The organism is Flavobacterium sp. ZB4R12 (assembly GCF_048276375.1).
GTDB classification, from domain to species: domain Bacteria; phylum Bacteroidota; class Bacteroidia; order Flavobacteriales; family Flavobacteriaceae; genus Flavobacterium; species Flavobacterium gawalongense.
In genome coordinates this window covers 105,083-117,943 of record NZ_JBLNKS010000002.1, presented here as the reverse complement: position 1 = coordinate 117,943, position 12,861 = coordinate 105,083, and the positions used below count along the sequence as shown (strand labels likewise).

At 33.9% G+C, this 12,861-nt stretch carries 12 protein-coding genes; 3 read left to right on the top strand and 9 right to left on the bottom strand.

The genetic code is table 11. The features are described 5' to 3' along the window. The first annotated feature begins 83 nt into the window (after nt 1-83). Nucleotides 84-731, top strand: a complete 648-nt coding sequence (locus ACNO7W_RS01945) for an alpha/beta hydrolase (protein ID WP_417936794.1) — start codon at nt 84-86, stop codon at nt 729-731. A gap of 49 nt (nt 732-780) precedes the next feature. On the opposite strand, the gene ACNO7W_RS01940 is transcribed toward ACNO7W_RS01945, so the two are convergent. Together ACNO7W_RS01940 and ACNO7W_RS01935 are read right to left on the bottom strand one after the other, a co-directional pair. Further along, nucleotides 781-1,281, bottom strand: coding sequence for a hypothetical protein (locus tag ACNO7W_RS01940; protein WP_417936793.1), 501 nt, complete (start codon nt 1,279-1,281; stop codon nt 781-783). An 11-nt stretch (nt 1,282-1,292) separates the two neighbouring features. Further along, complete coding sequence (locus ACNO7W_RS01935; RefSeq protein ID WP_143386407.1) at nt 1,293-2,057, bottom strand: MBL fold metallo-hydrolase; 765 nt, start codon at nt 2,055-2,057, stop codon at nt 1,293-1,295. A 95-nt stretch (nt 2,058-2,152) separates the two neighbouring features. Between ACNO7W_RS01935 and ACNO7W_RS01930 the strand changes: the two genes are divergently transcribed. Continuing rightward, complete coding sequence (locus tag ACNO7W_RS01930; RefSeq protein ID WP_143386406.1) at nt 2,153-3,613, top strand: TonB-dependent receptor; 1,461 nt, start codon at nt 2,153-2,155, stop codon at nt 3,611-3,613. Between the two features lie 163 nt (nt 3,614-3,776). On the opposite strand, the gene bcp is transcribed toward ACNO7W_RS01930, so the two are convergent. After that, nucleotides 3,777-4,229: a thioredoxin-dependent thiol peroxidase gene (bcp, locus tag ACNO7W_RS01925; protein ID WP_144064706.1), complete on the bottom strand. Its 453-nt coding sequence runs from the start codon at nt 4,227-4,229 to the stop codon at nt 3,777-3,779. Nucleotides 4,230-4,511: 282 nt separating this feature from the next. Here bcp and ACNO7W_RS01920 point away from each other — a divergent pair, with 282 nt between their 5' ends. Beyond that, on the top strand, nt 4,512-5,180 hold the full coding sequence (locus ACNO7W_RS01920; protein WP_417936792.1) for an endonuclease III domain-containing protein: 669 nt from the start codon (nt 4,512-4,514) through the stop codon (nt 5,178-5,180). 113 nt (nt 5,181-5,293) lie between these two features. Here the strand turns inward: ACNO7W_RS01920 and ACNO7W_RS01915 are convergent, their stop codons facing one another. From ACNO7W_RS01915 to ACNO7W_RS01890, 6 genes are all read right to left on the bottom strand, one after another. Then, nucleotides 5,294-5,437: a hypothetical protein gene (locus ACNO7W_RS01915; RefSeq protein WP_185963105.1), complete on the bottom strand. Its 144-nt coding sequence runs from the start codon at nt 5,435-5,437 to the stop codon at nt 5,294-5,296. Nucleotides 5,438-5,488: 51 nt separating this feature from the next. Then, nucleotides 5,489-6,073: an RNA polymerase sigma factor gene (locus ACNO7W_RS01910; RefSeq protein WP_143386403.1), complete on the bottom strand. Its 585-nt coding sequence runs from the start codon at nt 6,071-6,073 to the stop codon at nt 5,489-5,491. Between the two features lie 364 nt (nt 6,074-6,437). After that, nucleotides 6,438-7,193, bottom strand: a complete 756-nt coding sequence (locus ACNO7W_RS01905; RefSeq protein WP_417936791.1) for a family 16 glycosylhydrolase — start codon at nt 7,191-7,193, stop codon at nt 6,438-6,440. A 6-nt stretch (nt 7,194-7,199) separates the two neighbouring features. Beyond that, complete coding sequence (gene bglX / locus ACNO7W_RS01900; protein ID WP_417936790.1) at nt 7,200-9,500, bottom strand: beta-glucosidase BglX; 2,301 nt, start codon at nt 9,498-9,500, stop codon at nt 7,200-7,202. An 80-nt stretch (nt 9,501-9,580) separates the two neighbouring features. Next, complete coding sequence (locus tag ACNO7W_RS01895; RefSeq protein ID WP_417936789.1) at nt 9,581-11,215, bottom strand: family 16 glycosylhydrolase; 1,635 nt, start codon at nt 11,213-11,215, stop codon at nt 9,581-9,583. A gap of 11 nt (nt 11,216-11,226) precedes the next feature. After that, entirely contained in the window at nt 11,227-12,852 is a 1,626-nt protein-coding gene (locus ACNO7W_RS01890; RefSeq protein WP_417936788.1) for a hypothetical protein, read from the bottom strand. Nucleotides 12,853-12,861: the final 9 nt, after the last annotated feature.

The window sequence follows — 12,861 nt, the reverse complement described above, 5'->3', positions numbered from 1 at the left end:
TTATTTTGATTATAGAAAAGCAGCAGAACTTATAAATAAATTCCAAATCTTGAGACTTAAAACTAAAAACTGAATACTAGAAAATGAATTTATCTTTAGAATATAAAATACGAGAACCCAAAATAAAATTAGACAAAAACCCCCTTTTACTTTTACTGCACGGGTATGGCAGCAATGAGGAAGACTTATTTTCTTTTGCAACCGAACTTCCGGAAGAATATTACATTATTTCAGCACGGGCACCTTATAACATGCAATACGGCAGTTATGCTTGGTATGCGATAAACTTTGATGCAGATGAGAACAAATTTTCAGATCACGGGCAAGCCAAAGTATCAAGGGATTTAATAGCTCAATTTATTGATGAATTAATTCAAACTTATCCTATTGATTCTAAAAACATTACTTTGGTTGGCTTCAGTCAAGGTTCTATACTAAGCTATGCAATAGCATTATTGCATCCTGATAAAATTCAAAGAGTAGTTGCGTTGAGTGGTTATGTCAGCGAACCAATTTTAGAAGAAAATTATCTGAGAAATGATTTTACAAAACTTAAAATATTCCATTCACATGGAACTGCAGATCAGGTAATTCCTGTAGAGTGGGCTCGAAAAACAAAACCGTTTTTGGATAAATTAGGTATAAAATCCACCTATAAAGAATATCCTGTAGGTCATGGCGTAGCACCACAAAATTTTCATGATTTCAAGAATTGGCTTCTTGAAAATTAATATTCAGTTTTCAGTCGCAGTGCTTAGTTCACTGCGACTGAAATATACTTTATTTTTGATACAATAATGATTGATTTACTTCAAACGTAATGCTATCATCATTGTTGACAAAGTATTTCAATAATACTTCTCCCCAAATTTCGCCATCACTAAAATCAGCAATAATCCATCGATGGTTTAGAATTTTAACTTTATTAATGATGAATTTATTAGCCCCAATTTTATCCTGACCTACATAAGGATTTCCATTAGGATTTGAATTATAATCCAATAATTTCTCGGTTACAAAAGGAATTAATTTTTCATATTGAATGATCTTTCCTGAGTTTGAAGATTCAAAATAATTTTGGGCATTTTCATTTTTTTCCAAAGAAAAATAGTTGGCGTCCACTAATTTATTTTTAACCGAATTCAAACTGTCTTTCAACTTTGTAGTTACCTTTTTATATCTATCCTGTTCAAAAGTTACTTCCTTACTCAAAAACATATAAGTGTAAACATTAAATAGTAAAGCTAGAATAAAAGCGTAAAGCAATAATGATTTTTTCATTTTAAGACTGATTAAATTGTAATTTCCAGATTATCATATGCAAGGAAAACGTTTTCCGGAAGTCTTTTTTGTACTTCCTCATGAAAACCAAGAATATGACTGATGTGAGTAATATAGGCTTTTTTAGGCTGAACCAAAGTTATAAAATCTAATGCTTCCTGCAAATTGAAATGCGCAAAATGAGATTCTTCACGCAAAGCATTTATCACCAATACCTTTAGATTTTTTAATTTTTCTATTTCAGCATCTTCAATTGTTTTCACATCCGTCAAATAGGCAAAATCATCTATTCTATAACCAAAAACCTGGAGACCCGCATGCATCACATCTATAGGAATGGCAGTTTTATCACCAATAGAAAATGGCTGATTATTGATTACTTCAATCGTTTTTACACAAGGTGCTCCTGGGTATCTGTTTATGGTTTCAAAAACATAATCGAAACGTTTTTTTAGATTATCAATTACCCTTTGATGCGCATAAATTGGAATCTCACCTTGTTTAAAATTAAACGGACGAATATCATCCAAACCAGCGGTATGATCGGAATGTTCATGGGTAAATAAGATTCCGTCTACTTTTTGGCAATTTGAAAAAAGCATTTGTTGTCTAAAATCAGGTCCGCAATCGATTACGAAAGAATGATTTTCCCAAGAAACCCAAACTGAAACCCGTAGCCTTTTATCCTTAAAATCAGTACTTTTACATACTGGATGATTACTCCCTATAACGGGAATTCCTTGTGATGTACCGGTGCCTAAAAAATATACCTTCAATTCAATTAGATTTTTTTACAAAAATAGGGTTAATTATCTTTCATTAGAAACCTATTTAATTAACTTTGTAACATATTAGCCATATTTAAAACAAAATGGGTACTGAAATAAAATTAAAAGGTGACAAAGTCATCGAGCAAATTCCTTCCATAAAAGACAAGGCACTTCGTATCAATTTGAATGAAAATATTTACGGAACTTTCGCAGAAATTGGTGCTGGACAAGAAACCGTAAGACATTTTTTTAGATCGGGTGGTTCTTCAGGTACTATTGCAAAAGCAATGTCGGCCTATGACAAAGATTTTAGTGATGCCGTATATGGTATAGAAAAAGACGGCCGTTATGTAACGGAAAGCCGACTTAAAAAAATGCTCACCTTTGAAGGACAATTAATCGAAGAACGTTTAAGTCGAGAAAAACATCCCAATAAAATGTTTTTCAGCTATGCCAATACAGTTGCTACAATAGACTTTGCCAAACAGTTTAAAGGACATGGTTGGGTTGGTATTCGCTATCAAATTGAACCGGATGAGGATTATAATGAAATTATTATTCACATTCGTTTTAAAGAAACTGATGTCCGCTTACAACAAGAAACACTTGGTATTCTTGGCGTAAATTTAATTTATGGTGCATACTACAAATACAATGACCCTAAACGTTTGTTGCGTTATTTATACGACCATTTAGATAAAGATCAGCTAGAAATAGACACTATTAATTTCTCAGGACCACGTTTTGCAGATGTAGATAATCGTTTGATGAGTTTACAGCTGGTTAAAAATGGAATGACCGATGCGGTTATGTTTAATCCAGATGGAAAAAACATACTTCCTGCAGCCATATTATACAAAAAAAACATTCTTGCTTTTAGAGGTAGTTTCCGTCCGGTTACTAAAGTAAACATGGACATGTATGAGAAATCATTGAAAATGTTTCTGAATGAGAATAAAGTGGAAGTTGATAATACACTTGTTGTTTTTGAAATTACACTTTCGAATTTACGATCTGATGGTGAAATAGACGAAAGAGATTTTATGGATCGCGCCGAATTACTTTGTTCGTTGGGACAAACGGTGATGATCTCTAATTTCCAAGAATATTATAAAGTGGTCGAGTATTTTGCCAATTACACCAAAGCCCGAATGGGATTAGCAATGGGTGTAAATAATTTGGTTGATATTTTTGATGAAAAATACTATCGTCATTTAAGTGGTGGAATTCTGGAAGCTTTCGGAAAATTATTTTACCGTGATATGAAAGTCTTTTTATATCCAATGATTGGCGAAAACGGTGAAATTATTACTTCAGATAATTTGAAAGTGCATCCTAGAATGAAAGAATTGTACAAATTCTTCAAATTCAATGGTAAAGTTGTCGATATTGTAGATTATGACCCTAATATTCTGGAGGTATTCTCTCGTGAAGTACTTAACATGATAAGCCAAGGAAAACCAGGATGGGAAACTATGCTTCCTTCCGGTATTGCTGAAATAATCAAGGAACATCACCTTTTTGGGTATGACCCAAGTAAAGTGTTGAAAGAAAGTAATTAGTGAATAGTATTCAGATTTCAGATAGCAGTTATCAGAAATATTGAATTCGATATTTTAATCAAACAAAAAAGCCAAGAAAGAGATGATTTATCCTTTTTTGGCTTTTACTTTATCTTCAAATTCTGATAATTGTGTCTAAAATCTGTTATCTGAGACTGAACACTTACTTCAATATCTGTGCAGCATGCGCTTTGGTTTTTACATCAGAAATTACCTCATCAATAATTCCGTTTTCATCGATTACAAATGTGGTTCTGTGAATCCCATCATATTCTTTTCCCATAAATTTCTTTGGACCCCAAACTCCAAAAGCTTGAATTACAGATTTATCTTCATCTGCCAATAATGGAAAAGGGAAATCATATTTTTCTTTGAATTTAGCTTGGGCTTTTTGCGCATCGGCACTTACACCCAGAAGCTCATAATTATTGGCTTTGAAACGTTCAAAATTGTCTCTTAGATCACAGGCTTCGGCGGTGCATCCCGGTGTATCGGCTTTTGGATAAAAGAAAACGACCAATTTTTTCCCTTTATAATCGGCTAATTGATGTGCTTTTCCGTCTTGATCCAGACCAGAAAAATTGGGTGCTTTATCTCCTTTTTTTAATGTTGTCATTATTTAGATTTTTTGTTTGTTAAATTCTTAATTTTTTATTTTTGTGTAATTCTAGCAATTTACTTCTTGTTTCTATTCTAAATGCCCCAGGGTGAAGTGAAAACCCCGGAATTTTTATAACTATTTTTTTCTTGTGATTACTCAGCGACCGGAGGAAGCTGAAGCAATTGCTTAGAAAAAAAGCTATAAAAATGAGTCCCGAAGTTTCGGGATTGCAACGCAAAACTGGATTAGGCACCTAATAGAAATTATACTATTTTTACTCTTTATAAAAATACAAAAATGAATAAACAGGAACGTGTAACATTTGTTATAAATACGTTAAAAGAATTGTACCCAACGATTCCTATTCCGCTAGACCATAAAGATCCTTATACTTTACTGATTGCGGTTTTACTTTCGGCACAATGCACGGATGTTCGCGTGAATCAAATTACACCTTTACTTTTTGCCAAAGCGGATAATCCGTATGATATGATTAAAATGTCAGTGGAAGAGATTAAGGAAATCATACGACCTTGTGGCTTGTCGCCAATGAAATCGAAAGGTATTCATGGTTTATCCCATATTTTAATTGATAAACACGGCGGAAAAGTCCCGCAGAGTTTTGAATTTTTAGAAGAATTACCGGCTGTGGGACATAAAACTGCAAGCGTGGTGATGTCTCAGGCTTTTGGAGTTCCTGCATTTCCCGTTGATACGCATATTCATCGATTAATGTATCGGTGGAATTTGACTAATGGGAAAAATGTGGTTCAAACGGAGAAGGATGCAAAACGCATTTTCCCAGAGGAATTATGGAATGATCTGCATTTACAAATCATTTGGTATGGACGGGAATATTCACCAGCTCGAGGTTGGGATTTAGAAAAAGACATTATCACCAAAACAATTGGAAGGAAGACAGTTTTAGATGACTACTCCAAAAAACAGAACTCTTCCTCTAAATAGGAGATTCCACTAATTTTAAAATAAAATTAGTGGAATCTGGTTATTCAAGTCCTAAAAAACAGAACCTTGATTTTTTTCAATACAATACCATCCAATACTTAAATTGACTGTTTTTAATTAGCTATAATTTCGAAACTTTTATCTTCTATTTTTATTATGCTCAACGCTTTTGAATAATTCAATAAAAAAGAAACGATTTCTTTCTCGGGCTTCATCTTCTTAGTGACTAATGATTTTTTGGAGTAAATTTTTGCCATATTGTAATAAATTTGTTTTTATATTACAACGCAGCAAGTTTCGATTTATTATTAATTAGTCAAAACAATTTGATGTTTATCTATAACTTTTCTTAAATTCATTAATGCATAACGCATTCTTCCTAAAGCAGTATTGATACTGACTCCAGTTGTTTCAGAAATTTCTTTAAAACTCATATCTTGATACATTCTCATGACCAAAACTTCTTTTTGATCTATAGGAAGTTCTTCGATAAGTTTTTTCAAATCCATTTCGACCTGTTCCGATATTATTTTGTTTTCAATTGTAAGAGAATCATCAGACATTATTGAAAAAATAGAAAATTCCTCCGTTTCTCTAAACATCGGCATTTTTTTATTTTTCCGATAATGATCAACAATAAGATTATGAGAAATTCTCATTACCCATGGTAAGAACTTTCCTTCTTCATTATAGGAATTTGATTTTAAGGTTCTTATTACCTTAATAAAGGTATCTTGAAAAATATCATTCGATGTATCTCTATCAGAGATTTTAGAATATATAAAACCATAAATTTTTGATTCGTGTCTTTTGATTAATGAAGCTAAGGCATCTTCATTACCTGCAACATAATCCTGAACCAATAATGCGTCTGGAAGTTGTGTATTAGCCATAGTTATACCTTTTAGTTTTTAATTAAATTGGAGATTTTCTCTAAAAAGTAGTTTTATGATATAGGCTAATGATTAATTAGGAGTTATTTAATTTTCAAATTTAGCAAATATTTATTTTAACAAGCAAATAAAATTAAGAAAAATTAACATCTAAACAATAAAGAATGTTAAAATTCAGGCTAAGATTTTACGTTCGGGTGGTATAAATATACGCAATAACAAGATGAAAAAATATTTTTTTAAAACTATTATGTTTAAAAAATTAAAAAATACATCTATAAAACTATTTAACAAGAAATTTAATTATATAAAAATAACTTGAATTACTTTTCTAGACGTATTTTTTTTTTAACCTTTCAATAATTTATTGATATACTCTAATATAATCAACAGTAAAATCTTGTGGAAAAATAGTATCATCGACTTTAGGCCCTCCAAAGTTTCCTCCAATAGCCATATTAATAATAAAATAAAATGGTTGATTAAAAGGCCAGGTATTCTCGTTTTTAATTTCTGGCTGAAAGGTATATACTAATATATCATCTACAAAAAATTCCATTTTGTCTTTTGACCAATCCACGGTGTAAATATGAAAACCTTTTTCAATATTTGGAAATTTTGTTTTCTTAGTATTAATGGTATTTCCATGGCTGTCTTGCGTATGCAAAGTAGTAAATACCATATGAGGTTCCCTGCCGATATATTCCAATATATCAATTTCACCGCTTTTGGGCCAACCAACTTCACTAATATTAGAACCTAGCATCCAAAAAGCTGGCCAAATACCATAACCTACGGGTAATTTAGCTCTTGCTTCAAAACGGCCGTATTGAAACTCTTTTTTACTTTTTGTATTAATACGTGTCGAAGTATATTTCTCCCCTTCTTTCTTGGCTGTGATGATAAGCTTTCCGTTTACCAATTTATGATTTTCATCCGTGTAAAGCTGTCTTTCATTATTTCCCCAACCACAATTAGGGCAACCATCACCCAATTCAATATTCCAGTTTTCTTTATTTAAAGTCTTTCCGTTGAAATTCTCCTCCCAAACTAGTTTTCTTTTTGTTTGTTGTGCCAAGCAAAAGTGTCCAATAAGTAACAGTATAAATATTTTCTTCATTTTGATTTAGTTAGAATATTGAAAATTCCCCTGAATAGTCTTTGCGGAGCTTCCGCCAATAAAAACTTTAAAATCTCCCGGTTCTGCTTCCCATTTTAATTTAGCTGTAAAGTATTCAATTGTTTTTTCATCGATAGTAAAAGTAATCTTTTTCGTTTCATTAGGTTGCAATTCGATCATTTCAAAACCTTTAAGTTCTTGAACTGGTCTGGTTATACTTCCTATCAAATCTCGAATATACAATTGAACTACCTCTTTTCCTGTAACTTTTCCTGAATTTTTTACTTTTATAGAAACTTTAATTTCTCCGTTTTTTGAAAAAGTGCTGTTACTTAATTGTAAATCAGAATATTCAAATTTAGAATAACTTAATCCGTATCCAAATGGATACAAAGGGGTATTTTTTTCGTCAATATAATGAGACCAAAAAACACTTTCCGGTTCATTCATAATTGGTCTTCCCGTATTTTTATAATTATAATAAATAGGAACCTGTCCCACATTTCTTGGAAAAGTCATTGGTAGTTTTCCACTTGGGTTGTAATCTCCATATAAAACTTGTGCAATGGCATTACCACTTTGGGTCCCTAATTGCCAAGCTTCCAGTATTGCTGGAATATGTTCATCTGCCCATGGAATAGCCAAGGGACGTCCGTTATTTAAAACCAAAACAATATTGGGATTCACTTTGAAAATTTCTTCCAATAATTCCTGTTGCACTCCAGGCAACCCTAAATCAGTTCTACTTCTTCCTTCTCCGGATTGTAATCCATGTTCTCCAAGAACCATAACAACTACGTCTGATTGTTTTGCAACGGCAATTGCTTCTGCAAATCCACTTTTGTCAGTCATATTGATTTTAGTTTCCCAAATAAATTGTGTTCTTCCTGCTGCCACATCGGCTCCTTTTGCGAAAGTAAGTTGGTTCCCTTTATAATTTTGCAATCCTTCAAGAACTGAAACTGCCGAATTATCATCGGCCGCAATTCGCCAACTCCCTAACGGACTCGTTTTATCGTTAGCCAAAGCACCAATCAAGGCAATTTTTTGTCCTGATTTTTTGAGAGGAAGCAACTCCCTTTCATTTTTTAGCAGAACAATTGATTTTTTAGCCATATCCAAAACACCTTGTTGAAATTCAGCTTTTCCAACAGTTTCTTTTTCACGCTTTTCGTCACAATATTTATAAGGATTATCAAATAACCCGAGCTCAAATTTTACCTTTAAAATTCTTTTTGCCGCATCATCAATCAGACTTTCTTTCACTTTGCCTTCATTTACCAATGCAACTAAATGTTCCACATAAGCACTGGATTCCATATCCATATCAGAACCCGCATTGATGGCTATTTCTGCTGCTTGTTTACTGTCTTTAGCGTACCCATGCGCAATCATTTCGTTGATAGAACCCCAATCCGAGACTACAAAACCATCAAACTTCCAATCTCCTTTCAATATTTGCCTTTGCAAATAAGGATTCCCTGTTGCAGGAATTCCGTTCAATTCATTAAAAGAATTCATAAAAGTTCTCACGCCGGCATCAACAGCTGCCTTAAAAGGAGGAAAAATAGTATTCTGCAACGTAGTTTCACTTACATCAACCGTATTGTAATCTCTTCCTGATTCTGCAAAAGCATAACCTGCGAAATGTTTGGCGCAAGCCAAAATGGTATTGGTGGCGGCTAAATCATCACCTTGAAAACCTTTTACACGGGCTACGGCAATTTTACTTCCTAAATACGGATCTTCACCAGCCCCTTCCATAACTCTCCCCCACCGGGCATCTCGCGCAATGTCAACCATTGGTGCGAAAGTCCAATTTAGTCCTACTGCAGAAGCCTCTTCAGCAGCAATTGCAGCCGATTTTTTTATGGCTTCCATATCCCAACTGGCAGATTCAGCCAAAGGAATTGGGCTAATCGTTTTATACCCATGAATAACATCAAATCCAAAAATTAGAGGAATGCCTAATCGTGTTTCTTCAACAGCAATTTTTTGCAATGCTTTCACATCTTTAACGCCTTTTACGTTGAGCATAGAACCCACCAATCCTTTTTTAAGATCATCGTATTTTTTGGCTGCTTGACCATCTTTTGGAGTTGGCCCAGTTATCTCCCAAAACCCATTATATTGGTTCAGTTGCCCCACTTTTTCGGCTAATGTCATCAGTTTAAGAACAGAGTCCACTTTTCTTTCTAATGCATTTTCTTTAGAGAACGAAACTGGGGATTTTAAAATTTTATTGCTACAACCAGATACTATTAGAGCAGTTATAACGAATGATGCCAACATGGAATTATTTCTCATTTGTCTCCTTTTTTTGAATAAATTATAAAGGCCGGGTAAAGAACCGGCCTTCTTAGATTTAAAACATTTTTATATTCTTTCTATTGATATACTCTCACATAATCAATCTCCATAGAAGATTGTGTAAAGGCAGCGTCAATAGCGCCTCCAAAAGTTCCACCCATTGCAACATTTAAAATTAAGAAAAAATCTTTATTAAAAGGCAAAGAGCTAGTATTTAATACCGTATGAAACAATTTGTCATCTACATAAATATTAACTGAAGCAGGACTCCAAATGGCTTTGTACACATGAAACTCCGTCTCAGAGTTCGCAATTGTTGTGGTCTTTCCATCTGCACTGCCTCCTGAACGTCCAGGATAATGAAGTGTTCCATAAATAACATTAGGGTGACTTCCTTTTTGCTCCATAATGTCTATTTCTCCACAACCTGGCCATGTATTTGTTGCATAATCCTGACCCAACATCCAAATAGCCGGCCATGTCCCTGCTCCGGTAGGCAATTTTGCTCTAACTTCGATTTTACCATACGTAAATTCAAATTTATTTTCAGATTTCAACCTTGTAGAAGTATAACCTGAACCTGCTTTTTTAGCAGTTATTTTTAAATTCCCACCCTGAACAATTACATTTTCTGCAGCATTAGTATACGTTTGCGCCTCACTATTTCCCCAACCACCAGCACCAAGGTCATAAGCCCATTTTGCAGGATCTGGCGCGCCGTCAACATTAAATTCGTCAGACCATTTCAAAACAGTATAATCTACAGCTGGAGTTGTTGCTCCTCCTGGAGGGGTTGTCGTAAATATATGATACCATGCTAAAAACGTATTTCCAGGCATAACTGCTCTTACTACCATACGATTCTCAGTAATCGATAAGATTTCATAAGAACTTGCTCCCACAAAATAGCCCATAAAACCACCATCAGCAATATTTATCATTGTCCCTCTAGTTTGGGTCAGATGATCTGGATTCATTGTTACAAAAGACTCTGAAGGACTTAGAGTAGCAACTTTATCACCGGTAGTGTTTAAGTCATAACAGGCATCATCACCACCTTTAATAGCACCATTATAAAATGTCTGACCTTGGTTATCTAAATTAAACTTCAATTGATCTCCTGTCAATGAAAAAGTCATAACACTATTATATAAGCACGTAGCTGATTTTTCGTTAACAGCTGCTGCATAAAAATCTGGATAATAATTTTTTGTTCCAAAATCAGGATCAGACCACGGAACATTTGGACCAACTCCTAAATGTCCTTTTTCTGTTTGTGCCCAATACCATTTTTTAGAAGAACCTCCAGTCAAAAACTGGACTGCCTCTTCATCTTTAAAACTACTAAAAACGGTGATTTCAAGAGTCGTATTAGAGGTAACGCCTGCTTTACCTGAAGCCAGAACAGTTACGGTATAAGTGTTTACGCCCGGCTTAGTAAATGTTTTCAAAAAAGTTCCACTAGGAGCATTTGTTGAAGTTCCATCGCTAAAAACATATTTGTAAGAAATAGCATTATCTGCGACAGTAGTAAATTTTATTTTCCCAGAACCGTCTCCGTTTGGAGCAAGGGCTGTTTTACCAATAATTTCAGCCGTTACTTTAAGATTCAATGGTGTATCTATTGTACCAAAGGAGAAGTCATCCTCCTGACAATTCACCAACAAGAGCAAGGTAAAAATGGCTACTATATTTGTTATTATTTTTTTCATTTTAAAATATTTTAATTGGATTGTTGTATGTTGTCAAAATAATAAGTAGCACCAGTACCTGCATTTCCAAAATCAGGGAAAACAATTACTCTATCATAAGGAATGGTTGTACTGAATACATTAGAACTGGTAAGATTAAAGGTTAATAACTGCCAAGAGTTAGCAACTGTTGTCACCGCTTCAATTTCGACAAAAACTGTTGGATTCCCGTTACCATCTTTCGGTGATTTAGAATTCTCTATTTTGAATAATATTTTAGCACCTACTTTAGGAGACCATACATTCATAGTAACAGTTGTACCTTTTGAAAAATCAATAACACTATCTAAATTCATACTGGCACCAGCCCATACTTGAGATCCTGAAGTTTTTTTGATTTCAAGCACTTTGTTCGATACATTCAATCCCGATTTATCAGGATTAGTAATTACTGCCGCAGGGATTGGCCCAAAATTAGCATCTCCAAAACCGGCCCAAGTATACGTTGCCACGGTAGATTCAAAAGTAACTGGCAATTTGATTGATTCAGCTGGTTCTTTATAAAAATAAATATTATCAATAAAAACTGTTCCAGCTGCCCAAGGAGTTCCAACAAATTTTAATTGGAAGATATCTGCAACTGTCAAACCTTGACTTGTAAATGCCGAAATTGGAATATCAATACTCGTCCATTGATTAGCTGTAAGGTCTTTAGTAACTGGTTTTTCACCATTTGTTTTACTAATTAAAGAAGTTTCAATTTTTGCAACACCAGCGGTCCAAACATCCATATGAAGAAACTGCATTCCAGAAACATCAATAGAAGTACCATCAGCAAGAGCAATTCCCTGGTAACTTAAATTAATATATTGCAACATTTTATCTCCATTCAAATTGAATTCAGCCCAGCTACTTCCTTGACCACCTTGACCCCAATCAGGGAAATAATCTGTTCCGGCAAGATTCGTATATTTTGATGAATAAATAGAAATCACATCTGCGGCTTGTCTACTTGGTGGTTCAGGTGCCGATGTGCTTGGTTTAAAAACATTGGTAACTGTAAAATTTACAGTATATTCAGTTGTTTTGATTGCTGCACTTTTAGCTACAATTCGTATGGTGTATGTCCCGGCATCTTTATAAACATAAGATATCGTTTCACCATTATTGACTGCTATGGGATCCGTTTTACCTGATTCTCCAAAATACACATCATAAAATAATGCAAAATCAGCAGTAGCTGTAACATTCACTTTTTTTGATGTAACTAAATCGTTTTCAATTAAAACAACTAAATTTTCGGGAGATCTGAAAGAAACTACTACCTCTTGAGTCACCTCAGTTGTTTTACCGTTTATAGTGGTTGCCACTATTTTTGCCTGATAAACTCCTTCAGCATATTTATGTATCGTAGTTTCTCCCGGATTTACATAAGCCGGTGCTGTAGTTAAATCCCCAAAATAAATTTCGAATCGAGTAATTCCTTCACCGCGTGGCAGAAAAGTAACTTTACCTGAATTATCTTGTGTTACTGTTGTCAAAGCCGAAATATTTGTTGGAGTACCTACTGCATCTACATTGATATCACCACTATCATTAGAACATCCTAAAAGGAATGTCAAAACAAAAAGACTTATTATTAATTTTAATTTTTTCATAATACTGTT

Bases quoted from the DNA above. Each gene is read 5' to 3' on its own strand.
- ACNO7W_RS01945 (WP_417936794.1), top strand. From the start codon at position 84: ATGAATTTATCTTTAGAATATAAAATACGAGAACCCAAAATAAAATTA.
- ACNO7W_RS01940 (WP_417936793.1), bottom strand. From the start codon at position 1,281: ATGAAAAAATCATTATTGCTTTACGCTTTTATTCTAGCTTTACTATTT.
- ACNO7W_RS01930 (WP_143386406.1), top strand. From the start codon at position 2,153: ATGGGTACTGAAATAAAATTAAAAGGTGACAAAGTCATCGAGCAAATT.
- bcp (WP_144064706.1), bottom strand. From the start codon at position 4,229: ATGACAACATTAAAAAAAGGAGATAAAGCACCCAATTTTTCTGGTCTG.
- ACNO7W_RS01920 (WP_417936792.1), top strand. From the start codon at position 4,512: ATGAATAAACAGGAACGTGTAACATTTGTTATAAATACGTTAAAAGAA.
- ACNO7W_RS01915 (WP_185963105.1), bottom strand. From the start codon at position 5,437: ATGGCAAAAATTTACTCCAAAAAATCATTAGTCACTAAGAAGATGAAG.
- ACNO7W_RS01910 (WP_143386403.1), bottom strand. From the start codon at position 6,073: ATGGCTAATACACAACTTCCAGACGCATTATTGGTTCAGGATTATGTT.
- ACNO7W_RS01905 (WP_417936791.1), bottom strand. From the start codon at position 7,193: ATGAAGAAAATATTTATACTGTTACTTATTGGACACTTTTGCTTGGCA.
- bglX (WP_417936790.1), bottom strand. From the start codon at position 9,500: ATGAGAAATAATTCCATGTTGGCATCATTCGTTATAACTGCTCTAATA.
- ACNO7W_RS01895 (WP_417936789.1), bottom strand. From the start codon at position 11,215: ATGAAAAAAATAATAACAAATATAGTAGCCATTTTTACCTTGCTCTTG.
- ACNO7W_RS01890 (WP_417936788.1), bottom strand. From the start codon at position 12,852: ATGAAAAAATTAAAATTAATAATAAGTCTTTTTGTTTTGACATTCCTT.